The organism is Candidatus Lokiarchaeum ossiferum, from assembly GCA_025839675.1.
Lineage (GTDB): Archaea > Asgardarchaeota > Lokiarchaeia > Sigyniarchaeales > Promethearchaeaceae > Lokiarchaeum > Lokiarchaeum ossiferum.
Genome location: CP104013.1, coordinates 4,271,916 through 4,296,900, shown reverse-complemented (window position 1 = coordinate 4,296,900; position 24,985 = coordinate 4,271,916). Strand labels below are relative to the sequence as shown.

22 protein-coding genes and 1 tRNA gene are annotated in these 24,985 nt (G+C 34.4%); 13 read left to right on the top strand and 10 right to left on the bottom strand.

What is annotated here, in order from left to right; all coding sequences use genetic code 11:
- Positions 1-37: 37 nt before the first annotated feature.
- Positions 38-1,525 carry a glycerophosphodiester phosphodiesterase family protein gene (locus NEF87_RS18370; RefSeq protein ID WP_457916966.1) on the top strand — a complete coding sequence of 496 codons (1,488 nt, stop codon included), beginning with the start codon at positions 38-40 and terminating at the stop codon, positions 1,523-1,525.
- Between the two features lie 49 nt (positions 1,526-1,574).
- On the opposite strand, the gene NEF87_RS18365 is transcribed toward NEF87_RS18370, so the two are convergent.
- A tRNA-Gln gene (locus tag NEF87_RS18365) sits at positions 1,575-1,650 on the bottom strand.
- 257 nt (positions 1,651-1,907) lie between these two features.
- On the opposite strand from NEF87_RS18365, the gene NEF87_RS18360 reads away from it, so the two are divergent.
- Positions 1,908-3,566, top strand: coding sequence for an Ig-like domain-containing protein (locus tag NEF87_RS18360; protein ID WP_457916965.1), 1,659 nt, complete (start codon positions 1,908-1,910; stop codon positions 3,564-3,566).
- A gap of 116 nt (positions 3,567-3,682) precedes the next feature.
- On the top strand, positions 3,683-4,141 hold the full coding sequence (locus tag NEF87_RS18355) for a GNAT family N-acetyltransferase (protein WP_457916964.1): 459 nt from the start codon (positions 3,683-3,685) through the stop codon (positions 4,139-4,141).
- Between the two features lie 99 nt (positions 4,142-4,240).
- On the opposite strand, the gene NEF87_RS18350 is transcribed toward NEF87_RS18355, so the two are convergent.
- The 3 genes from NEF87_RS18350 to NEF87_RS18340 form a co-directional block, all read right to left on the bottom strand.
- Positions 4,241-4,987, bottom strand: coding sequence for a hypothetical protein (locus NEF87_RS18350; protein WP_457916963.1), 747 nt, complete (start codon positions 4,985-4,987; stop codon positions 4,241-4,243).
- A gap of 179 nt (positions 4,988-5,166) precedes the next feature.
- Positions 5,167-6,483 carry a DUF1015 domain-containing protein gene (locus tag NEF87_RS18345; protein ID WP_371802902.1) on the bottom strand — a complete coding sequence of 439 codons (1,317 nt, stop codon included), beginning with the start codon at positions 6,481-6,483 and terminating at the stop codon, positions 5,167-5,169.
- Between the two features lie 103 nt (positions 6,484-6,586).
- Positions 6,587-6,811: a hypothetical protein gene (locus NEF87_RS18340; RefSeq protein WP_371802900.1), complete on the bottom strand. Its 225-nt coding sequence runs from the start codon at positions 6,809-6,811 to the stop codon at positions 6,587-6,589.
- A 305-nt stretch (positions 6,812-7,116) separates the two neighbouring features.
- Between NEF87_RS18340 and NEF87_RS18335 the strand changes: the two genes are divergently transcribed.
- The gene (locus tag NEF87_RS18335; RefSeq protein WP_371802899.1) at positions 7,117-7,905 is read left to right on the top strand and encodes a hypothetical protein; all 789 of its coding nucleotides are present in this window, start codon (positions 7,117-7,119) and stop codon (positions 7,903-7,905) included.
- A gap of 11 nt (positions 7,906-7,916) precedes the next feature.
- Positions 7,917-8,897 carry an RsmB/NOP family class I SAM-dependent RNA methyltransferase gene (locus NEF87_RS18330; protein ID WP_371802898.1) on the top strand — a complete coding sequence of 327 codons (981 nt, stop codon included), beginning with the start codon at positions 7,917-7,919 and terminating at the stop codon, positions 8,895-8,897.
- Between the two features lie 23 nt (positions 8,898-8,920).
- Here the strand turns inward: NEF87_RS18330 and NEF87_RS18325 are convergent, their stop codons facing one another.
- Entirely contained in the window at positions 8,921-10,036 is a 1,116-nt protein-coding gene (locus NEF87_RS18325; RefSeq protein ID WP_457916962.1) for a pyridoxamine 5'-phosphate oxidase family protein, read from the bottom strand.
- 165 nt (positions 10,037-10,201) lie between these two features.
- Here NEF87_RS18325 and NEF87_RS18320 point away from each other — a divergent pair, with 165 nt between their 5' ends.
- Entirely contained in the window at positions 10,202-11,281 is a 1,080-nt protein-coding gene (locus NEF87_RS18320) for a hypothetical protein (RefSeq protein WP_457916961.1), read from the top strand.
- On the opposite strand, the gene NEF87_RS18315 is transcribed toward NEF87_RS18320, so the two are convergent.
- Together NEF87_RS18315 and larC are read right to left on the bottom strand one after the other, a co-directional pair.
- A complete protein-coding gene (locus NEF87_RS18315; RefSeq protein WP_371802895.1) occupies positions 11,262-11,699 on the bottom strand; it encodes a ribbon-helix-helix domain-containing protein in 438 nt (145 codons plus the stop codon). The genes NEF87_RS18320 and NEF87_RS18315 overlap by 20 nt on opposite strands.
- A gap of 238 nt (positions 11,700-11,937) precedes the next feature.
- The gene (gene larC, locus NEF87_RS18310) at positions 11,938-13,350 is read right to left on the bottom strand and encodes a nickel pincer cofactor biosynthesis protein LarC (RefSeq protein WP_457916960.1); all 1,413 of its coding nucleotides are present in this window, start codon (positions 13,348-13,350) and stop codon (positions 11,938-11,940) included.
- Between the two features lie 118 nt (positions 13,351-13,468).
- Here larC and NEF87_RS18305 point away from each other — a divergent pair, with 118 nt between their 5' ends.
- Both NEF87_RS18305 and NEF87_RS18300 read left to right on the top strand, forming a co-directional pair.
- Positions 13,469-13,891 (top strand): hypothetical protein, encoded by a 423-nt coding sequence (locus NEF87_RS18305; protein ID WP_371802893.1) that lies wholly within the window; start codon positions 13,469-13,471, stop codon positions 13,889-13,891.
- Between the two features lie 176 nt (positions 13,892-14,067).
- Positions 14,068-14,820, top strand: coding sequence for an alkaline phosphatase family protein (locus NEF87_RS18300; RefSeq protein ID WP_371802892.1), 753 nt, complete (start codon positions 14,068-14,070; stop codon positions 14,818-14,820).
- Positions 14,821-15,010: 190 nt separating this feature from the next.
- On the opposite strand, the gene NEF87_RS18295 is transcribed toward NEF87_RS18300, so the two are convergent.
- Both NEF87_RS18295 and NEF87_RS18290 read right to left on the bottom strand, forming a co-directional pair.
- On the bottom strand, positions 15,011-15,967 hold the full coding sequence (locus NEF87_RS18295; RefSeq protein ID WP_457916959.1) for a 4Fe-4S binding protein: 957 nt from the start codon (positions 15,965-15,967) through the stop codon (positions 15,011-15,013).
- Positions 15,968-16,039: 72 nt separating this feature from the next.
- Entirely contained in the window at positions 16,040-17,944 is a 1,905-nt protein-coding gene (locus tag NEF87_RS18290; protein ID WP_371802890.1) for a beta-CASP ribonuclease aCPSF1, read from the bottom strand.
- Positions 17,945-18,114: 170 nt separating this feature from the next.
- Between NEF87_RS18290 and aroE the strand changes: the two genes are divergently transcribed.
- On the top strand, positions 18,115-18,999 hold the full coding sequence (aroE, locus tag NEF87_RS18285; RefSeq protein WP_457916958.1) for a shikimate dehydrogenase: 885 nt from the start codon (positions 18,115-18,117) through the stop codon (positions 18,997-18,999).
- A gap of 9 nt (positions 19,000-19,008) precedes the next feature.
- Here the strand turns inward: aroE and NEF87_RS18280 are convergent, their stop codons facing one another.
- A complete protein-coding gene (locus NEF87_RS18280) occupies positions 19,009-19,650 on the bottom strand; it encodes a hypothetical protein (protein ID WP_371802888.1) in 642 nt (213 codons plus the stop codon).
- A gap of 333 nt (positions 19,651-19,983) precedes the next feature.
- Here NEF87_RS18280 and NEF87_RS18275 point away from each other — a divergent pair, with 333 nt between their 5' ends.
- The 4 genes from NEF87_RS18275 to NEF87_RS18260 all read left to right on the top strand — a co-directional run bounded on the left by NEF87_RS18275 (position 19,984) and on the right by NEF87_RS18260 (position 24,922).
- Entirely contained in the window at positions 19,984-20,403 is a 420-nt protein-coding gene (locus NEF87_RS18275; protein ID WP_371802887.1) for an AbrB/MazE/SpoVT family DNA-binding domain-containing protein, read from the top strand.
- 77 nt (positions 20,404-20,480) lie between these two features.
- Positions 20,481-21,824, top strand: a complete 1,344-nt coding sequence (locus NEF87_RS18270) for a sugar-binding domain-containing protein (protein ID WP_457916957.1) — start codon at positions 20,481-20,483, stop codon at positions 21,822-21,824.
- Between the two features lie 470 nt (positions 21,825-22,294).
- Positions 22,295-23,980: a thermosome subunit beta gene (thsB, locus tag NEF87_RS18265; RefSeq protein ID WP_371802885.1), complete on the top strand. Its 1,686-nt coding sequence runs from the start codon at positions 22,295-22,297 to the stop codon at positions 23,978-23,980.
- An 81-nt stretch (positions 23,981-24,061) separates the two neighbouring features.
- Positions 24,062-24,922: an HAD-IIB family hydrolase gene (locus tag NEF87_RS18260; protein ID WP_457916956.1), complete on the top strand. Its 861-nt coding sequence runs from the start codon at positions 24,062-24,064 to the stop codon at positions 24,920-24,922.
- Positions 24,923-24,985: the final 63 nt, after the last annotated feature.

The following is a 24,985-nucleotide window of genomic DNA, read 5'->3' as shown; positions in this document are numbered from 1 at the left end:
GATAAAAAATAAATAGTTTATTCACGAAGGAAAAATGATGAGCAAACTAACATGGAAGAATCCTTTTCGTAAAACTCACTATAGTAAACAATGGATTGGTTTCTACTGGGTGTTTTTAGCGAATATGCTTGTATTTACACTGATAGCTTTCCTTGTGGAACCAATTTGGATAGATATTAATCAATTTTTAGGGAATGCGATGAGTCTACATTGGAATTGGTTGGTCATAATTATGGTTGTATCCGGCATTCTCATCTGTTATGGTAGTTTTTTAAGCGTTGCAAACACAAAGAAAATTCGAAAAATAGAAGACGTTTCTATCTTTTCCCTTCACTTGGCAAATAAAATTATACCTCTGACTTTTTTTTTGGGATGGAATTTCATGCTCTATGTTCTTATTAAAGAAGGAGGCGAGGAATTGCGAGTGATCAGACCAGAATTGGAAAATATCAGCCCGATTTTATTTTGTATTATAATTGTCATCTTAAGTATTTTATTTCCCCCTACTTTGAAGCGAATTAGGAAATTGAACTATTCTCCACCGACATTGAATCGTTTAAAATCAGGAGGAATACTCATTTTTCTTGTTATCACTAATATCTCGGGCCTTTTACTTCCCATCCTTGCACCCCCTGTAAATGTATTACGCGGTTCACTCCCAGAAAAGCCTAAAATTATGGCACATAGGGGAGCATCCCATCTTGCCCCAGAAAATACTTTAGTTGCAGGGCAAGTTGCTTCAGATTGGGGAGCATTCGGCTGGGAAGTTGATGTATCAATCAGCTATGATGGGATTTTATTCCTTTGTCACGACGATACTGCTGAACGGACAACAAATATTGCTGAAATTTTTCCAGAACGAGTGCATGATGATGTCACGATGTTTAACATGTCTGAATTACAACAACTTGATGCAGGTTCTTGGTTTGTAGAGAAGGATCCTTATAAAACCATTCATGAAGGCTATGTATCTCAAACGGAAGCAGAAGCATTTCGGGGAGAAAAGATACCCACTTTGGCAGAAGTTTTAAATCTCACGCGCGAGTTGGATCTATATGTTGATATAGATGCCGAAGGTCCTGCTGAAGATCATCCTTTCCATGATCAATATTGGGATATTCTTTTACAAGAACTTGCCGATTCAAACTTGAATGATAAGATAATGATAAATTCCAACAATCTATTGGCTACCAATATGACCAAAGTCGGAGATGGAAGAGATATGATTAACACCCATCACGCACTATCAAATCAAGTCTTTCGCGAGTATGAAGAACAACATGTAACGGTTATGGTATGGACCGTAGATTCTCCGAGTCGATTTTCGCAGTTATGGTGTCTCGGAGTTGATTTTGTTAAAACAAATGCATTGCATATTTTGGTTCCTTTAGAAAAACCCACGTGGATTATCTCCTACAAATCGTACATTTTAATTTGGGGGATTTCGTGTTCTATTGGAATGTTGGGCGGGATCCTAATGTTTGTGGTGAAGCAAAAAAAACCAGAAATACTACCAGTGGAATAAATAGAATTTTTTCAGAATCTTATTTTATGAAATAATGTTTCGAAAAAAATGGTAGCCCCTGCCGGATTCGAACCGACGTCAAAGGGGTCAGGGCCCTCGATGCTTGGCCACTACACTAAGGGGCTTTGATAGTATTGTAACTATGTAATTTTATATAAGATTGCAAATAAAATTTCTGATATATAAATTGGAATAATTGTTGCATTTAAATTCACATTGAATAGGAATTCGTTCTTGAGATCACATAATGATAGATTTTTCATTATATTAATAAAGTCTATGAATAATCTATCAGTACATAATTGTGTACACTAAAAATCGGAGTTTGATTCGATTTATGCACAATTATGTAATTGGGTATTACAAAATTTGTGTGATTTAAATGAAAAAAAAAATACAGTCAATAGTGTTTATTGCCTTAGTGACCAGTGTAATTTTCTTTACAATGGCCTCCGTACAAGCAACAAACACTTTGGAAGGAAATTCGTCATCAATATTTGCATTTTCAAGTCAATCTACTGTGACTTGGGATGATTCTGTAGGTCGAGGTGAAACAGATTGGTTCACCGTCGAAGCAGAACCAGGATTAATGCAACTCAGTATTTCTTGGGGAAATTCCTATGATATAGATTGCTATATTTGCACCAGTGCATCAACCAGCAATTACCTCGCTCGAGGTTATACAACAAATAATCCAGAAACCTGTTCTTACAATATTCAAACGGCTGGAACATACTATATTGGAGTGAAAATGTATTCATACTGGGCATCTACTACGGCCTATACTGGAGAACTAACATATTATGCAGATGATGGCACATCTGATACCACTGCCCCATCTGTAGCAATTACAGCTCCTTTAAATGGTGTAAGTGTTCAAAATACAATAACCATCAGCGCTACTGCTAGTGATTCTGAATCCGGAATGGATAAAGTTCAATGTAAGCTGGATAGCGGATCATGGACAGATGATACCAGCTCCCCATATTCATGGACCTGGGATACAACCCAATCAACTGATGGCTCTCATACAATTACAGTTCGTGCTTACGATGTTGCAGGCAATTATGTTGAAGATTCAGTCACAGTTGTAGTTAATAATGGAGGAACACCTTCAAACGAATTATTCAGCGGAGTTCCAGTAACTGGATACCTTGCAGCTCAATATGATACTTTCATGTATACTATGCAAGTATCAGATGAAGCAATAAGCATGGAAACAATATTAACATGTGGTTCCGCAGATTTTGATGTCTATGGCCGTTTCGGAGCAGAACCTACGACCTCATCATACGATTGGCGAGGTTATACATCAGGTGGAGAAGAAGTTACATTTAACAATCCTGCTGAAGGTACTTGGTATATTATGGTTCGTTCATATAGTGGAACGGGAAATTATGAGTTAACTGTCACCATAGAAGAAGAACAAGGTCCAAGTCCAGATGCCGAGAAGATTGCAGTTTTCTTCTGGGCTAGTGATGCCGGAGCCCAATGGATTATTGATGAGTACTGGAATGTCTTACAAGGTGAAGGCTATACAAAAATCTTCAATTTCAGAGATACCTACAATTTTGCTTCAGATTTTGCTACAGTCGATGCATATGTCGGAGCTGAAGACACAGTTTTCATGTATTTATTTGGCCATGGAAATAATAATGGAGTAGATTCCTACACCGCTTTCCGTCCTAGTGGAAGTTTTGTATATTCCAGTGATTTCCGAACAATGATGGATGGAATCGATACAGTACGTAAAGCTTATCTAATTGAATCATGCCATTCTGGAGGATTTCCAATAGATTTCCAAGCATCCCCATATTTAGCTATGTCTACCTCAGACGAAGACCACAATGCATATGCTGTGGGTAATCTTCCAAATGAAGGAGTCTTTTCTAATGCATTCTTTAATCATGTTGATGATGGATACAATGCAGTCGATTCATTCAATTATGCAAGACAGATTGTCTTTAATGGAGCATCAAGCGATACATACATGCAATACCCATTAATCTCTGATTATTCTTCCTATGTTTGGTTTAATTAAGCATAGTGAAGTATTTTCAGTTTTTTTTTCTACATTTATATTCATTAAGGACGATTTGTTCCATGTTCCAAATAACAACAACTGCACTTTTATAGGGTAATTTCTAAAAACATAATATGGTAAAAATAGCAATATACTGTTTTTCTGAAGAATCAATCAGTGAAATAAAACACATTTGCCGAGATTTCAAGCATTTTGAATGTTACTCCATTTATTTTAAGGATCCGTATTATCAAGTGTATGTTGCATCCATAAAGGAAAAAAAAGTGGGTTTTATTGTGCTTTCGCGCCACTCATATAATTTATACGGAGACTTTCTCTGGGTAGATGAAGATTATCGAAATGGCAAGGTTGGTACGGAGTTGCTTCAACTGGCAATCGAAAAGGGGAAAAAAGAAGGTTATCGTTCCTTTATTGGAGATACGCTCTCCACTAACAAAAAAGCTCAAAAACTTTATGAAAGAATTGGAGCCACAAAGTTCGGTGAATTTATTAATTTCTATGGTGAGGGAAAAGAAAAGTTGTATCAATACCGGATCATTATAGAGGAAAACTTGAATAAAAATATGAAGTGACATTTCAAGGGATTAAAAAATGGAATTTGATACTTGATAAAAAAATGGTTTTTTAAAATGATGCAATTCAATATAGACAAACAGAATCTAGTGAGTCACCTATTTTTTAGCAGAATTTATTGTTTTAATCATTCGCGGCCAAATTAATAACCAAATACAGATTGCAATTAAAAATGCCCATTCCACAGGAGGATAAATTCGTTGGTTAGTGGGAGTTTCATAAAAAAGAAACGAAAATAAACACCCCAGACCAGATACATTGAAGAATAAATAAAACAATTTTAATAATCCAGATTTCTTGAATTTCACATAAGCAGGATTTGACTTTCTGTTAATGATCAAAAAAGTAAAATTTCCGGCGAAATAATATCCCACAAAGGCGATTAACGCAAAAACATAATGAATTGGACCATAATCCATAGAAATAAGCCCAACTAAACTAAATCCAACAGCAGAAGAGATCCCAACCACACCAAAAAGGTTAGCAAGCTTGGGATGGATAAATCCTATGTGATTTTTGATATACAATATGTGAGGTATATGAGCGATCCCATTTATTATAACACCAATACGCCACAATAAATGACCGGAGGGATTTGCAACGAAACTACCTTGATCGGAAATTGTTTTAGTAATCCATGAAAACTTGGTAGGAAAAACCAATTGAGCAAAAACTGAAATAACCACTAGAGAAAGAAATACAGACCAGATGTAAAATTTTTCATATTTATGGTCCCATCGTCCAGTAATTAGTGCCGGAAAAGATGGTTTGATTTCAATTTGGATTTCTTCGCGATTTAACTCGGGCTGAATGATTTTAGGATCATGTGTGAGAATTTGTGCCATGCAATTTTCCTCATTTTAGGTTATGTAGATTTAACAACATGACTATATAGAAATAACAAATATTTAAACTTTGTCAGAGATACATAGCACTTTTTTTCAAAAATTGAAACAAATTTCTAGACTATACCCAGAATAAGGATGAGAAGGAAATAATGAAAAAAATGATTTCTTGAAATATCTTATTGAATTTTTCGAGCTTCAAAATAGAACCGTTTCTCTTCGGCTTCTCCCATACTAAACGTTTTTCGGGGGAGAGCACCATCCAAGATTACTGTGGGGAAGAGTTCTTCCTTCTTTAAAACTGGAAGGAAAAAGCCAACATTCCCAGTTTGCATTCCTATCTGCACAGTAGCATCCGTGCCGTGGACATAATCAATTTCTTCTACTTCATTGGCTTTTACGATCGAATCCAACCATTGTTGTAAGGAACCTACAGTTAGATTTGTAGGAGGATGTGTAAATTCCACGGTAAAATAACGGTTATCAAATAACAAACCGAATACTTGAGAAGTACTCGATTTCACAATTTTGATCATTTCAGCTTTTTGTACTTCAACAATTTTGAGTTGATTATTGTAAAATTTCTTCATTGCCTCAATAATATCAAAGGATACGCCAAACAAGATTCGATGAATAGGTTCAAATTCCAAAGCATCAGAATGAAGATTAACTAATTCAACGAGAGCATAACGAGAAGGATGATCCATACCCTTTTCTTTCTTGGTTTGCTCCCAAATGGCTTTCGCTGTGGCAAGAGAATGATTTCCATCACCCATTGCATATAATAGGATGTCAGAAATAGATGAAGATAACTTATATTTTTCTCGGTATTGGGCAAGATCTGTTAAACCGGTTAATTCTTTTACGATTTGATCTTCTAAATCTTTGGAAAGGGTGTATCCCTTAAGGTGGCCACCTTTCATCATAAGATCAAAATCATAAACTAAAGTTTTCTGACTTGTTGCAAGAGATTCAATCACTTGTTTTTGAGGATCGTCGATTAGAACCATAATATGAGGTAATTCCACGGGAGCATTCTCTCGAATTTTGATCCGAGGGGGCAAACGATCAACAATAGTACCTTCAGTGGCTCGAATTAGGGTTTGAGATCCCTTGGAATAATCATAGTTTTCCAAATCAAGAGCAACCATTAAACCTTGACGAGTTTTTCCATGAGTTGTTCGTTCCAGATAAACTAACCCCTCATGCTCTACCCATACTTTTGCTTTTAGATACTCATTCATGGTGTGGTTTATTTTTTTGATTCGAGATTCCTTATCAGCTTTAGATTCCTTTAAGTAGACTTCAGGATAAATTAAGCGTAATGTACTAGGATCAGTTCCCACAATTTGTTCAACTTCTTGCCAATATTCCGGCTCAGCGGTATATTGATCACAGGCAACAACAGCCCATTTTTCTAAAGAAAGTCCTGATTTAGGCAAAAGGATTTTGGGGATGTGAAGGCCGATTTTTTCAAGATCTTGGTTGGAAATCATTTGTGTTCATGAATTTTTAATACAAAAAATAATATAAACCATATCAGTGCGAAAAAAAACTTTGAATCATTTAGAACATAAATGATAAAAAAAACGAATAATGTCAGAATTCCTTGTAATATTCATCCATGATGGATTCAATGGTTTGCAAGTCACATTCTTGAAATTCTTGCTTGATAAGATCAATAATTACTAATTTATTTTTTGGATTCCATTCCAAAAAATTATCAGCAAAAGCTCCATAAACATGATTTCGATAATAATTAACAATCAATCTTCTCAATTCATCGGTCCCGTCACCTTTAAATTTGTTTGTTTTATCAGCCATGAGACATCCCAAATTTGTATTCTAAATAACATTTGAAAAATGCGACTATAAAAATATAGTTAATTGGAGGACGGAATATCATTTGAAACTGAAGAATTACGATTAGATTCACTGGAAAATTACGAAAACAACATTTAGACAAAATATATATAATTAATCCAGCACATCAAAAAATTATTCAATCAAATCAAATAAATCTAAAATAATTTTACTGTAATTTTACATAAGATTGATTGTGGGAAGTTTACGTTAAATGATCAAAAAGTTAATTGGTAGTGGAAACCTATTCTTCTTGAATCGAAACCATGGACTCCGGGAAAAAAACTGAAGATTATTCACACGATAGCTCGACACGGCGAAAAGCTAAAGGTCTTCCTAAAATGGGTTATAAAAGGACTTCAAAAAAAGTGCAGAAAAAAACCCACCACAAGAAAAAAACATCCCAATCCCGTGAGACGAAATTTGTACCTTTAAATGCTACGAATGTAACTCTAATTAAAGAATATTTTGAATCGGTCTCTCCCAATTTATTTGATTCCATAGCAAATTCAGGTAATTATGTTCTTTATCAATTTGAAGATATTTCACGAGACATATATTTAGTTCCAACAACTATGAGCCGAATAGTCAAAAAATTCTCGCGAAAATTCCCATTAGTACATTGTGGAATTCATTTTGGATATATGCGAAGAAAAAGAACACGAACTGGATTTGAACGAGCCTTTTTCCTTTCCTATGAGGGAGGGGAATTTATTTATCACTTAACAAAACAATCCTATCCTGAGATTTTTAAGGATTTACAAATCATTCAAATTGATGAGGATGGAGCTAAGGCGTTTAGTTATGGAAGACCCATCGAATTGGATTGCGTGATCTCTGAAATAAGTTCAATTGTTAAGAAGAAACTCATTTTTGTGTTTGATGAGCGGGATGATTATATAGGACTTGCTCTATTGCGGGTCAAACAAGCGGGTGTGAAACGTCCAGTTGAGGGTGAATATAAATCGGTTGATGATTATAGTCGATCACAGAATTTCACACTAAGTTTGATGACATTAACGGATTTAGGGACATACTTACGCAAAGGTTCATAGAGGGAAAAAATATGACACAATTATCAGAATCAGATAAAATACGACAACTTGCTGAAGATTATGCGTACTCCCCGTTTATGATGGAGCAAATTATGATCAACTTCCCAGATGATTATATGGGTGTGATCCGTGCTTTCAATAAACCAGATGTCGATACTATCCGAGTAAATACTTTAAAATCCAACCCTCAAGAAGTTAAAACTCTTTTAGAAGCAAAGGGATTTCATCTACGACCAACAAAATGGGTAGATTATGCATTCCATGTAGATAGCTCCGATGCCCAATATCGATTAGGGGCGACTCATGAATATTTGAAAGGAAAATATTATATTCAATCTTTAGCTTCAATGATTCCAGTACATTTCTTGTTTCCTCAACCAGGAGATAATATACTTGATATGTGTGCTGCACCAGGGAGTAAAACCACCCAAATTGCACAAATTATGGAGCAAAAAGGAACATTAGTAGCAGTAGATGCAAAACCATCAAGGTTACGCGCTTTAACATCGAATGTCAAACGATGTGGAATTAAAAATTGTATTATTTTTCCCTTTGATTCCACACAACTAAATTCCAATAATTTAGCATCATTTGTCCCTAATAAAATATTATTGGATGCTCCCTGTAGCGGAAGTGGTATTATTCGAGGAGATCCAAATTTAAAGAAAGTTAAAAATGACAAAGATATTAAACGATTATCTCAAATTCAGAAAAGATTATTGAAAACCGGTTTAGATTTACTACCTTCTGGAGGATATTTAATGTATTCCACTTGTTCATTCCATTATCAAGAAAATGAACAAGTAGTATCTGAAACGATCAGTCAAAGAAAAGATATCGATATTATCGAACCCTTTGAAGATATAGGAATGCCAGGTCATGAACACATTGGAGATATGGAATTCGGATATGATTTAATCAAATCCCGGCGATTATATCCAAACCTTCATGATACAGATGCATTCTTTCTGTGTTTGATGAAAAAGAAGTAGAAAAAACACTTTTCAATTGATTTTTATTTTTTAACAATATTTTCGGGTAATTTAATTTCGAATTGGCAGACATCATCACCTTGAAGAATTGATTTGAGTAATTTTATCTCCACAGGCTGGGATAAAATACGTTCCCAATTTGACTTATAAAATCCACCTCCACAGTAGCAATAGGAAGGAGAAAGATTTTTTTCCGAAGATCCAATCAGATTTCGTATCCTCCCGCAATGACAGTAGCATTTCCCTTTCTCAATTTTGCCTTCTGCTTCAAAATATGCAATAAAATTTGCAGGCATTTTGGTGGCGATAATTGAAGAATTTTTGCGATAGCCTGCTTCACCCCACTTTCCATCCATGACAGCATTTCTCCATTCCATTTTCATTTCAAAACGATCTTCCAAACGTTGTAGAAAAGATGTTTGCATGTAATCCAATACCTCATCGACATCATGATGTTTTTCATAAACATCCCGATAGATTTTAATTCGTGAATCTGGCATTATATGAGCACATTGAGAAATACATTCGTGTGTTTCTTGTCTTGAAAGTTTTTGTTCCATAGAATTGACTGCAGAAATTGTCCAATCTTCAATTTCACCCAACGTATATTTATCTCCAAAACCAGGTTTCACTTTTATTATTTCTGATCGACGATCTGCACCCACAACTGTTTCTAGACTATTATATAACTTTTCAGGCCAATCGTCTTCACATTTTTCAACTTCTTTTAAGGAATAATGATAAAATTCTTTGTCAAACGGACTTTGAACAAAAAGTTCATGGATATCCAACTCTATTAATGTATAATCAGGGTCTTGGGACGATTTCCAATATGTATCGAACCAAGAAATTGATTTAGACACAGCGGATTTAATATCATTATCGTCAATAATATTAGCAGTACCTCTTGCACGAATAGTCCCAAGACTATTTCCTTGCTTGATGACAGTGCAAAATTCAAAAGAGGAATTTTCTTTCAATTGATTTATCTTTGTACGGGAAGTTTTGGATGTTACCCAAAATTTTTCATTTGAATAAATCAACCCCATTACACGCACGCGGGGTTGACAATTTTCTACGCTGGCAAAATAAATAATATCAGATTTTGATAAAAATGCCATTATTTCTTCAAGCTGCACATTAACACCTATTTATTCAAAAATTCAGATATATTCATATATTCGAATTTATGATAATTATCTTGATGAAGTTAATTTTAATATTAAAGGTTTTTGCAATTTTCGAAATATAAATAATATTATATTTTATAAATGAGTTAAATTATGTAGAGAAAAATGCAAGAAATGACTAAACAAAACCTTGTGTTATTCAAAAAAAAAAATGCATCACATTTATTCGAAGGAAAAATCAAAGAGATGGAAGGTGTGTTGGTTGAATTTTTCCAAACAATTTCAGATGATGCAGGTGATAAAGCTACAATAATTTTTTCCTTCATTCAAATACATGGAAAATTGACACAACAAGAGCTAAGAGATTTAACTAAGTTCTCATTTTCAACAATATCAACTTCACTTAACTTTCTAGTTAATGTCGGAAGTATTGTAAAAAATTTTATCCCTGGAACTCATAAATACGAATATTTCTTGAAAAAAAATCATGTTCTTTTTATTTATAAACCATTTTCAAGTCTTTTAGAAGAGTGGGAGAACTATGAACAAATATTAATCCAATACAAAAAGCACTTAATGAATCTCAAAGAAGAACATCCAATTCAAGCGGAATTTCTAATTAGAAGAATCAATGGATACTTAAATTTTGTGGAATGTCAACGAAGAAGCATTGATGGAAGAAAAAGAAATGATTTCTTTCCTGAATATACTTTGAACTTGCTCAATAACAACTCATTAATAGAATTTTCCCCCAAAATTGCTAATATTGAACAGAAAATGTACGAATACCGAGAATCCTGCCTTAGTGAAAAAAAAACGTTGAATAATAAGATCATTGGATATTTTTATTTTAGAAGGAATTTAACCCAACAAAGACTTGTACAATTAACTCAGAATTCTCTGAGTGCAATATCAAAAAGCTTGAAAGAACTGGAGAAAACTGGAGTGATTAAGAAATTTCCAAAAAAATCTTCGAAAAAACAAAGCATTTATTCATTAGATTATCGCTCCTTAACCAATCTGAACATAATAATTGCTGCAGATACTCGAATATATTCTTATTACATTAAATTTTGCGACATGTTGAATGAATTACAAGATCCAACCACAAATTTGGGCAATCTAACAGGTTACAGTATCATCAAAAATAAGCTGGAAGAAATTGTAAAAGCAATTAATGAATTTCGATCGAATACAGAATTTGTAAAAAAAACTAAAAAAGAATTGGAAGAATTTATTCTTCAGGCTCGTTGATAATATATCGGAATGCTTGAAGAGATTCCATCGCATTTAATTCGGTTATGAAACTCTGAGTATTTACCATCGTATCTTCCATAACATAAGTTATCGTTTTAATATTTTGATGAGTGAAAATAGATTTATGTATAATACTGCTATGATAATTGATTTCAATCCGATTTAATTTCTTATCTAATTTTGAGTGATATGTTGGGAGGGTAATAATAATACTGGAAGTAATTGAAGGAATGAGATTGGAAAAATCGGTTTTATCCAAACTGACAGGACCGATAACTCCATCTTCTTTTGAACTCATCAGGCGGACCAAAGCATCCCGCATCACGTTAGAACTGTTCTTATATTCTTGAGTTCCAACCATACGCTTCAAAAAGCGTTTCATTGAATCGCTTATATTCATGCTAACTATGGGCATGGGTTAAACACCGTAATTATTTTTTCCCCAAACTTCAATTTAGGGTAAAATACATTTTTTTAAAACACTACTAATCTTATTAAAGAATTCACCCATATTTAATAATTTCCACAAACGTTTGTTTGAATAAAGCATTTAGTGATCGAAGTAAGAATTTGTGCCAATATTCAACAATGGTTTCAATTTTCTCAAATTTTGCAAAGAGCGTAAAAAATATTGTGATTAGTGTTTTTTGAACTTAGTTGATTAGTTTCCATAATTGTCGTTCAATAATTCTAATAGGTTTATCCAGTATTTTGGATATTTTTTCCAAATCATCAAATTCAATTTTTTGTTGAATAATTTGATCCTTCTTATTACGAGCGATTTTAACTTTAAAATTAACCATTCGTTTGTCCAACATCACATCGTAAGATACAATTTCACGTTTCAAACAAATTCTGGATGAAGAAGAAATGCGAACTCCCAAGGAACCAGTCTCTGAAATTAAAATGGAACTCAATCGTTCTATATCCTTATCGTGACAAACGACCGCGATTAATTGACCAGGGCGATTTTTTTTAGTCAGTGTTGGAATTATAGATACATCTAAGGCTCCTGATTTCACTAATAATGTAATGAGGTTGCCTAAAATTTCACCCCGAACATCATCCACATTTGTTTCTACTTTATATACATCATGTGTGTTCCCAAGTGAATTATTGGTTAAAAATAAATCAAAATGCGAATTACCGGTTTTAGGAGATGATTTAGCTTGATACAAAAATGAACGAAGAATGTTAGCACGGTCAGGAAATTGCAATGTCCCCACACCAATTCCAGATTTAAGAATCATCTGGTTATAATCTGAAATATCATTAGTCAAATATCCTAACAAGTTCAAACTAGCGAGTAGAGCAATACCGGTTGGGGTCGCTAACTCGAAATCAACAGGACCTTTTTTGAAAGCAATTTTACCTATTTCGAGCAATTTTGTTGTTGCAGGTGCGGGTACAGGCATAATTCCATGAGCACATTTTACCTGGCCACCTCCAACTGCAACAGGGGAGATGTTAATAACTACAGGATCGATTTCATTGAAGACACCCACCTTTTCTAGGCCAAAAATTACACCACAAATATCTAAGATTGTATCCCTCGAACCAATTTCATGAAGATGAACTTTATCAATAGGAACACCATGGATTTGAGACTCGGCTTCAATTAATTGTCGCAAGACGAATAACGCGACTTCAACTGCTTTAGCAGAAAAAGGATGAACCGACAACCCATCTTTTAAATCAACTTCCATGTTCGCGATGGAATAATGGTGATGGTGATGGGGATTATGAGATTTCTCAGAGTTTTTCATTGATTGATGATGATGGGAGTGAGGTTGGGAAACATGAATATCTTCATGAGATTTCAAGACTTCCACATGCTGTTCTTGATCTTTGGAGTGAGCATGAAAATCTAAATAAAGCCCTTCAATCCCAGAGCTTATTTTGGATATGAGATCACAATGATAATTTGAATTGGGCATAATTTTGGATAGCACTTTTGTTAAGAAGTGGAGCATTTCATCACGTCCAATTATTCCAGCTAAACTCGAAATGAGTAAATCACCAGATACTCCAGAATAACCACAATCAATAAAGAGGATTTTTTTCACGATGTTTCAAATTAAATAAATACCTCTTTGATTTAAAAGATAGTTTTTTAAGTGAGAAGGAAATAAAAATGTTTGACGAGAACTTTATCATCTTCAATAAAAAGAAAAAGGGGTATCATTGATTTCACAATATCAGTTTTGTTTAGAGTGTACGAAGTGCAACAAAGCCATTAAAGAAAATAACAAGAAACGTTTGATTTTTTGCATTGTATGCCATAAACCACTCTGTGAAGAATGTGATACTTATGGATGTTGCCCAGAACATTTTGCAGAACTCCCAATTGAAATGCAGAAAGAATTTGTAATTACCGAAAAAAAAGTTGAAAAACGAAGCTATCACTGGAAAGTTATCGGACTTCCGATTATGTTATTGGCGCTAACTTTATTGCTCACTCGACCCCATTTTCAAAGAATTTTATTACCTCTTCTCCTTCTCCTGTTTTTGTTTGAATGGTTTAATTGGAACTCAAGGTATATTACTCAATATCGTAGGAAAAAATATTTGGAGAAAAAACAAGAAATTTTTTTAAAACCAAATTAAGCAAAAATTGAAGAAAATTGGCAAAATAATGATTAATTTTGTTAAAGAGAAAGAGTTGTTACTTGAAAATAGATCTTTTCCCTATAAAGAAAATATATAAAATGGGAGTGGGTCATCTATATATATAGGAAAGAAACTGTGGAAGGGTTGTTTTTCACAACAAAACGTGCGTTAAAATGAGCCAAGAACAAGAAGAAATGCCCACTTTGGAAGGATTATTGCCCGCCTTCCCCGCTACAATCTTAGAATTATTAAATGTTGAAGCACCTTCATATCTTCCTCCCGCGATTCAACCAGTTATAGATTTATTTCGATCAAAAGGACCGGTAGAAAGAATTGTAATCAATATGATAGACAACTTTGGATTGTTTGAAATTACGTATTACAAACCCCAATTTTTAATTTCCACTGCAGATGCGTTAGTTTTACTTTCGACTTCAAACCCTTATACTTTGGGAACACTTCATCAAATGTTTTTCGGGGGGTTTGAATTTGAAAATAATGGATTCCATCTTTTAAAATATTTGGAAAGTGTTGGGAAGTCATCAGTATTTGTAGGAAGGCAAAAAGATACAGCCCGTTATGGTGCAAACTACGGAATTGCCAAAGCTAATGATATGGCCACTTGGATTGAAGCAGCAAAAATTATTAATCGTCATGATCTAAGTTTTCTTCATTATTTAGATTTTGAGGAAATATACCAACAAAAACGTAGAACTGGAGCAGCAAATCCCGAAGAATTAATTCAAAAACTTATTAAACGCACAGATAAATGGATCTTATCAAGTTGGAAGATGTTAAAACGAAGAAGTTTGATGTTAGTTATCGGAAATCATGGTCGTTATAAGATTGACTTAAACTACCAAGGAAAGGTGGCTCAATGGCGAGCTGCTTCTGTGCCTTTAGCACTTTTTATGTATAAACCTTGAGCTTCTTTTTTTTCTTTCGTTTTTAATTGTTCGAAAAGTTAACCTCATTCCTTTTAAATATTCGATTTATTATTTATATGAAATCTAATTAGCTTCAGAAGGCCATATTCCAAAATAGGAGTCAAGTAATCTTGCAATTTTGAATAAACCAAAAAGACAAAATTCCTGCCCAAAAATAGGATAAAAAAAATTAATTAAAGCCAAATTTCCACTTAATGGCGTCGTGTGGGCATTGCTGCATACAATCCAGACATAAGGTGCACTCACCATCTCCGGTAAACCCACTAAAGGGTTCTTCTAAGATTCGAATTTGCATGGGGCAGATTTGCTCACACACACCACATTCTTTTCTTCCTGGACATCGAGTAGGCATTCGTTGCAATTTTAAAAAGCTATAATTGGAAAAGACCTTTATTGTTGCTGCGTAAGGACACATATATTTGCAATAGAATCTTGGATAGACAGCAGATGCGATAATGATTAACACATAGATCACAAAAATAATCGTCTTAAATGTCCCTCCAAATATTCCAGTTAAACTCCCCCCATTATCAACAGCTGTCGTGATTATGTTAGGAAGAGTCACAAATAGGAATTCAGACATTGAAATTGGTTCTAGCGCATTATATGCCATAGATCCGAGACTTTCTAACCATTGTTGATGCAAATCGGGATCAGTCTTGAAGAAGATTAGAATTAATGTGAATAAGAAGAGCAAGACAATTAAGAAGAAAGATTTTACTTTTTTCAAGAATTGATCTGCCTCCAAGGAGAGTCGGCTATCACCACCTAATCCTCCGAAAAGGTCTTGCATAAATCCAGTGGGACAAACCCATCCACAAAAGATTCTTCCTGAAAAGAGACCAAGTAATCCCAAGATCCCAACGAATAAATAGGGAATTCTTCCAGTGGCAATCATGTAAAATGAATATTCGAGCAATCCAGCACCCTGCGTCCAAGCACTATTAGCCGAATGAAGGAAAGGTAACACGCGTGCATAATTATCTAAGATTGAAAAATCAGCATTAAAAATCCATTCCAGAATTGCATAATTTATTACGAAGAAAGACAAAAACTGAATAATTTTTCGACTTATCGAAATAACGGGTATTTTCTTATTCTTCGTAGCGGTAGTGACTTCGCTCATACGTAGTGAAAAAGTATTAAAAATAAAAAAGGGTTTTTGTACAGTAAAAGAATTTTTGAAAAAAGTGATTTCTTATTTTAGTACGAGTGTCTCATTATTAACAGGAGAGCGAGTTTCGCTTTTTAACCGTTTATGGATGACAGAAGCTAATCCCATACATTTTGACGCTTCACCATGAAGGGTTATAACTCGTTCAGGACGTGGTTTCACTTTCCGAATGAAAGAGATAATTTGGCTGCGATTGGAATGCCCACTAAAACCTTCCACGGTAAATACGTTTAGTTTAATTTTTGTTGGAGTACTTTTTCCACTGGATGTCATAGCATTAAACTCGCGGTATCCTTTTTGGACTCTCCGACCAAGTGTGCCTTCAACTTGGTAACTACAGAATAAAATAGTACTATTAGGATCATCAGAAATTCCTTTGAGATATTGAACGGAAGGTCCTCCCTGTAACATTCCAGAAGTGGCCATAATAATACAAGGTCCTCCAGAAATAATATCATCTCGAGCTTGATATCCATCTACTTGAGTAAAAATTTCTGAAGTGAAAGGATTCTTCCCTTGATGAAATATTTTTTCACGCAATTCGGAATTAAGATAATCTGGATGAGTTGTATGGACTGCAGTAGCTTCAGAGATCATTCCATCAACGTAAACAGGAACTGGATCAATCATTTTTCGTGAAATGAAATCTTCTAACACAACCATGATTTCTTGAGCTCTTCCAACAGCTAATACGGGAATAAGCACTTTTCCACCCTTACGAATAGTTGAATTCATAACTTGTATTAGAGTTTTTTCCGATTCATAGCGACTTGGAACAATGTCTTGAACTCCACCATAAGTGGATTCTGTGATCAAAGTTTCCAATCGCGGAAACTTGCAAGAAGCGGCTTCCAATAATCGAGTTCGTTGGAATTTATAATCTCCCGTAAAAACAAGATTGTGATCCCCATTTCCAAAATGTAAATGGATCAAAGAAGAACCAAGAATATGTCCTGCGTTATGCAATGTTAATTTAATGTCTGGAGCAATATCTGTGACTTTCCCCCAAGCTAGTGGATAAGTGTGCAGTACAGCGCTTTTAATATCTTTTTTGGAATAAGGGGCAGGTCGCCCTTCACGTTTACAAATATTGATATAATCAAGTTGTAACATGGTCGAAAGATGTAATGTTGGCTCGCTTGTATAAATAGGTCCATCATACCCATATTTGAATAAATACGGAATTAGTCCTGAATGATCTAAATGAGCGTGAGATATGATAACCGCATCCAAATCAGCAATACGAAAATTTCCATTATCAAAATGAGGAAAAAGATCCTTTGGATTCCCAACATTTAAACCACAATCCAATAATACCATACTTTCATCAGTTTGGATAAGGATTGATGATCTACCAACTTCTCGGAAACTCCCTAAGGCAGTCATCCGGATGTTAATATCTTTCTTGATGGCAGGGCGATGAATTCGTTGGCCAATAGTGCGGAAAATTTCTTTCTGTAATTGACGTTCTTTTTGAAGCATACTGCGGATAAGAGCAACGGTTCGAGATTCAATTGGAGGAGTTCGAATGACTTGAGGAATCCATAAAGTTTGTTTCTTGATCAACTTCAAATTTGAGCCGGCTTTTCCAATAGCAACTCCAGGTTTTGTCGCTTCAATAATTACTTCACCTAAATTTTCATTGAACATAATTTTTGAAACTTCAGCTTCTTCTGGAATAATTTCTTTGATTTTCTCAACCGTCAATTCATTATCCAATCGAATGGTGGGATCACTGCGGACCACAATCCTTTTGCGAAGTATTTTAACGAGGGATTTAACTTCATCTCGATCATTTCCAATAAAAGCAACGCTAGAACTATAAATAGCAATTTCGGGCCCTTCAAACTCTATACCAGTCACTTTCGCAGATTCTGGAAGAGATTCTCTAATTCGGGCCCTTATTTTTTCATATGTGTCTGAACTCATTAATTTTTCACTTGAGGTTCAAATTATATTATTAAATTGAATATTCTGTTGCGATAAAAAATCAATTGCAACGTATATAAATAACTTCTAGAAAAGAAGACAAGTTACAAGGTAAGAAAGGCATTTCTTATTAAAAAAGGTTTTTCTTTAATTAAAAGTAAGATCAAATTATGGCAGATCTTTTTCCATCGATGATGATAAATGGTTCATCTAAAGTCTTAGGCATTTTTGGAGATCCAGTGGAACATACGTTGTCACCAAAAATGCAAAATGCCATAATTCAAGATTTAGGGTTGAATTATGTGTACGTTCCATTCCAAGTGACTGAACTAAATCTGGAAAAAGCGACACAAGCGATTAGGAGTCTAAACATACGAGGTGTAAATATCACAATCCCCCATAAAGTTTCAATCATGCAATTTTTGGATGACGTGGACGAAACAGCTTTGAAAATTGGTTCGGTCAATACAATTAAAAATGAGAATAACAAGCTAATTGGAAGAAATACGGATGGAGAAGGGTGTTTGCAAGCAATAGAAGATACGGGCATGAATTTGAATAATAAAAACGTAATCATTCTGGGAGCAGGAGGAGCTGCGAAAGCAATTGCATTCTATTTAGCTCAAAAAATAAACAAAATTACGATTATAAATAGATCTCCAACAAAAATGCAAACTTTAGTGAATAATTTACGGAACTACTATGATATTCAAATCAATGGGATTCTTTTTGATCAAAAGAACGAGTTAAAAAAAGCCTTAGACGAAGCAGATCTCTTGATAAATACAACCTCAGTGGGAATGAGCCCAAATATTGAAAAATGTCCAATTGAAATAGAATTTCTACATCCAGAATTATTTGTGAATGATATTGTGTACAATCCACTCCACACTCAATTGTTGCAAAATGCAGATCAAATTGGATGTAAAACCCTTTCAGGAGTAGAGATGCTTGTAAATCAAGGAGCCATTGGCTTTGAATGGTGGACAGGAAAAAAACCGAATAAAAAACTGATGAAAAAAATAGTTCTACAACACTTACTCAATCATAAATAAGCGATAACATTACATACCAAAGAAATCACTGGGTTTTAAAAGATGAGGGTCTTTTTTCTTCTTCTTTTTCTTTAAATGAGCCGGAATTTGACCCGGACCATAAATTTCTTGATAAGCTTTTATCATTTCTTGTTCTTCCTGAGTATATCCATCCGCATCCAGAGCTTCATCTGAAATGGATTCATCATCTGCAGAATACGGACCAGACGATCCAGAATCAAGCTTTGTTGCACCCTTTTTCTTACTTTTGCCTTTTTTCCCTTTTGAAACGCCAGATCCAGACAAAACTATTCCTTCTCCAGACAATCCTTGAAGTTCTTTCATTATTCCATCCAAATTAATTGCTTGAACTGTTTTGCCCATAGTTTCTTGAATTTCTTTTAAAGATTGAGACGTTTGTTTTATAGAATCAGGGTTTATTCCAGTTAAAAGTGAATCTAATGACTCTTCGATGGATTTGTTCAAATTTAATACACTATTATTAATTTTATCCCAGTTATTATTCATATCCTTCTGAATTTTCTTAATAAATTCAATAACTTGATTGGAAAACTCCACATGGGATTCCCAATGATCTTGATCTTGGGATCGAATCGAAGAGACGAGCATAATCAATTGCCGCATTTCTTTTTTTATATCTTGTTCACTCATGAAATTTCTTCTCTCGGTTGTTTTATATATGAGTACCTATCATTTTTGGATTAAAAAAAGTTTCATAAAAAAAAATTCAAAATGGAACCATGGGCAGAAAATGGGTTGTGGGAAAAAGAAAAAAAGTAATGGGAAAGGAAAAATCATTAAAAATCAAAAGCAAAGTCATAGTTAAAAAACTAAAACTTAAAGGTTCAATTTCATAGTTTAAACCAAAAAGTAGAGAAAAAATGGAGGCAAGAAATCCAACCTCCCTTTTTCTCAAGAAAGCTTTTTAAACTAATTAATCCCACATACATATATCTGACTCACAACACTACGAGAGTTACCATCATGAAAGAAACAGAGATTCTTAAAATTGATTCCCGCGGAAGAATCGTAATCCCACGAGGAATGCGTAAAAGTCTAGGGCTGAAGGAGAATTCCCACATTATGCTCATCAGCGATTCAAACGAGAATGAATTGCGAATCATCCCTTTACCCTTCTCAGATGAACAAGCTTTTATGCGCTTGAGAATAATTATTGCAGACGAACCAGGAGCTTTGAGTACGGTTTCAAAGGTGTTTGGAGAATTAGGCCTCAGTCTTTTATATGGACAAACAGTTATCCTTAAAAAAAATCAAATCGCAGAATGGACTGTAATTAGTCCGGTACCAGAATTACCTGTAGAGGAATTTAAGAAGGCCCTAATTGAAAGAGGAGGCGCTAAAAGCGTTTCCGTCGAACGACCAATGAAGAGTAAAATATTGTAATCATATCTCACCTTTTTTACAACTTCTTCCACAAGACTTTTTTAGAATTACAACCAAGACTCTTTTTGTAGAAAAAAATGGAAGATGTGATTAGTTTAACAGGAGAACTATGGCGTTTTGCTGTAGATCCTAATGGTGAAGGAATCGAACAAGAATGGTTTCTCCAAGAAAATCAGCCTTATTTAGAAGAAAAAACGAGAATTGCTGTTCCAAGCTGTTGGAACCGAAGAAGTTCGACAGAATTTAAAGATTATGAAGGTGTTGCATGGTATTGGCGAACTTTTCGGACCCCAAAATCCTTTTCAAATAAAAAAGTATTCTTATTTTTTGCTCAAATTGCACATAAAGCCACAATTTATATTGATGGTTTAGAAATCGGGTCTTTTCATGGGGCATTTCTCCCTTTCAAATTTGACATATCAAAATTTGCTGATAATAACACTCATTTTTTGGCTATTCGGATTGATGGAAAACCTGATGCCAATCGATATATCTCAACAGAAAAGGTTACAGAGTATTTCGGTATTTTTGGAGAAGTCTATATTCGGACAGAAAAAACCTTAACTTTAGAAGAAAGAAGCATGGAAACAGTATTAAGATATGATGAAATTAGTCATAAATTAAATTTTGCTGAATTAACCTTTTCTTTCTATGTAAAGAACGCAGCTGAAGAGGATTATACGGGTGAGATTTCAATAAAAATCACTCGGGATTATGTTCCTGTAATAAATATTAAACGACCAATAGATGTATTAAAAAAAAATAGCCGGCTTTCGAAGATTGTTGTACATATTAACAAAGAGGATTTAGAACTTTGGACACCAAAATCCCCCAATTTATACAAACTCTCTGTTAGAATTGGAAACGATGAGGGAGGGATGATTTATATTGATGAAAATATTGGAATTCGCGAAATTAATGTAATTGGGGAACAAATTATGTTAAATGGAGCACCGTTTGAAATTCAAGGAGGAGATTTCCCAATCGATTCAGAGAAATATGGATATTCAAATCCACGTATTGATATATTAGATCGATTTAAACGAATGAAAAACCAAAATATAAACACAATTCGTTCAAATCAAGGAATTTTAACACCCTTTATAATCGAGCTTGCGTCGCGATATGGATTTTTAACATTAGTAGACATCCCAGTTACTCACTTAACAACAAATGAAAAACAGACGTTCTTTAATGATTACATCGATGCCATAACATATCAACCTTCAGTCGCATTATATACGATTAATTTCGTCTTGGACCCATCGGATCCTAAACTTAATAAATTGATTTTAGACTATGAGAAGATGTTTACAAATAGATTAGACCCTACCCGCTATTTCTTGCCAGTTAAAACGAATTTTGAAGCCAAAACGTGGTATCAAGAAATTGATGGAAAATTCATAGATACGCTAAAATAATCAATTATGAATCATTTTTTTTATATATCATCAAAACTCTCAATAACAATTAATGGTTTGATGCTGGAAACAATCTTTTTTTCAGGTTCAGTTTTTGAAGAAGAAGTATTTTTTTGAGGTAAGCTGCTGATCGACATCGTTTATATTTAAATCAAGGTTTCCATTATTATCAATCTTACGATTTTTTAGAGAATAAAAACTTTTCGGACAAATAAACTGAAGATTTACAATAACTTCAACAATAATAGCAATTTTTAGCATTTTATGCTAAGTTTCTCTTCTTTTTTTGGGGGGAAATCAATATGTTTGAATAAAAAAATTTTCAAATTAACTCGACTTTTTTTTGGCTGCAAAAAAAACTTTAAAATTTTTGGTGACTTAGACTTCCATACATAAACTTCAAAAATCAGATCTTTCCTAAATTTAGGAAAATGTGATTATTTTGAAGAATTTTAAAAAAGGTAAAAAAAATGGCACAATTAGGCGGACAACCAGTCTATATATTGAAAGAAGGTGCAGAACGAACTCAAGGAAAGAATGCACAACGTAATAATATCCTTGCAGCAAAAACAATTGCAGAAGCAGTTCGAAGCAGCCTTGGCCCACGTGGAATGGACAAAATGCTTGTAGACCAATTTGGAGATGTTACCATCACTAATGATGGAGCAACAATTCTCAAAGAAGTCGATGTTCAGCATCCTGCAGCAAAGATGTTAGTAGAAGTCAGCAAAACTCAAGATGAAGAAGTTGGAGATGGAACCACTTCGTCTGTGATCTTAGCAGGAGAATTATTAAAACGAGCAGAAAAACTTCTCGATCAAAAAATTCACCCTACTGTAATTACAGAAGGATTCAGAAAAGCCGCTACTAAAGCAATTGAAATTTTGGATAAAATTGCAACCCCAATCAGCGCAACCGATAAAGAAATGTTGAAAAAAGCTGCGAAAACATCCATGAGTTCAAAAATCATCAATGAATATTCTGGATTAGTCAGCAACATCGTGGTCGATGCATGTTTGGCAGTAAGTGAAGAAGTAGAAGGCAAAAATGTGGTCGATTTAGATCGTATCCAAATCCAGAAGAAGGAAGGCGCTAGTTTGGATGAAACTCAATTTATTTCAGGATTAATTTTGGATAAAGAAATAGTAAACTCTGGCATGGCTAAACGAATTGAAAATGCAAAAATCTTACTTATTTCCGCAGCCGTTGAAGTTGAAAAAACAGAATTTGATGCCAAATTACAAATTACCAGCCCAGATCAAATCTCCGCATTCTTAGATCAAGAACAACAAATGCTTGAAGACTTAGCCAATAAGATTGCCGCAACTGGAGCAAATTTTGTCATTTGCCAAAAGGGTATAGATGATATGGCTCAACATTTCTTAGTCAAAAAAGGAATTTCAGCAGTAAGACGTGTGAAAAAATCCGATTTAGACAAGCTATCCAAGGCAACGGGAGCAAATATTTTCTCGAATTTAGATGATCTAAATGCTGAAGGATTAGGACATGCAGGATTAATCGAAGAACGAAAGATTATGAATGAAAACTGGGTATTCATTGAACAATGTAAAAGTCCAAAATCCGTTGTAGTATTTGTTCGAGGTGGAACTGAATTGGTAGTAGATGAAGCCGATCGATCCATCCATGATGCATTATGCGTAGTCAAAGATTGTATTGAAGAACCTTCCATCGTAGGAGGAGGAGGTGCACCAGAATTAGAAGTGGCCAAAGAACTCCGAAAATATGCCGAAACACTTTCTGGACGGGAACAACTCGCAGTCGAAGTTTTTGCAGACGCTTTAGACATTATCCCTAAAACTTTGGCAGAAAACGCTGGTTTAGATCAAATTGAAATGTTAATGAAACTCCGATCTGCCCATGGTGAAGGACATAAATATGCTGGATTGAACTTAGATGACATGAAAGTTGAAAATGATATGGCTGCTTATGGTGTTATTGAACCAGTAAATGTAAAGAAACAAGCTATAAAAAGCGCAAGCGAAGCCGCACAAATGATCCTCCGAATCGACGATGTTATTGCCGGCGTTGGTGGTGGTGGTGGCGGTGGTGCACCTGGTGGAATGCCTCCTGGTGGTATGGGAGGAATGCCTCCTGGTATGGGCGGCATGGGTGGTATGCCACCTGGTATGATGTAATTTTGGGAACATCAATTTACATTTTTTTCATCAAATTTTTTTTGTATTTTCATTCTTAAGATATGGTTCATTTCTATAATTATGAGCAACCTCCTTCAAAATCAGCCTATCACACAAAATTCTACGCTTTATATTTCAGATTTGGATGGAACTTTGATGGATGATGAGCAAAAAATAGCATCAACTTCAATAGATATTATTAATCAATTTATTGCACAAGGTAATTTATTTTCGATCGCCACTGCTCGTTCTTTTGAATCCGCATACCCAAAGATTAAGGATTTAAACTTAAATATTCCAATCATTTGTCACAATGGTATTTTTATTTATGATCCTGTCCAAGAATCCATCCTAAAATCTTCTTTTCTTCGAGAAGAATTGGTTGAAAAACTTCTTGCAATTTATTACCAATTAAACCTTAATCCAATCCTATATGCTATCAATGAAGAAAACCAAAATAAAGTCTATTTCACCTCTGTTAATAATGCATCTGAGAAATTCTATATTGAAGATCGCATCAAAAACAAAGATCCTCGCTTTATTAAGGTGTCAAAACTCCCAGAAATCAATGATAAGACCATTGAAATTAACATCATCTTACCAGACAATCAAGTAGAATTTGTTCGAAATCAAATTCTTGAAGATCCAGAAATTTACATCCATGAAATGAAAGATATATATTCTCCAGGATTTACTTGGATAGAGGTAGTTCCTCGCGACGGAAATAAAAAAGATGCGCTAATTTTTCTCAAAAAATTTCTACAGGTTAAAAAAATCGTTTGTTTTGGAGACAATACCAATGATATACCCATGTTTGAAGTCGCCGATGAAGGATGTGCTGTCGAAAATGCAGTCATTGAACTTAAAAAAATTGCAACGCGAACCATTGGAAACCATAAGGAAAATGGAGTTGCTTTATATCTCCAAAAAATGATGGGTTAAATTGATATTCTCATTTTCAAAAAACATATCCCGAACATTTTAATGATTGTTTTTTTTTCCTAT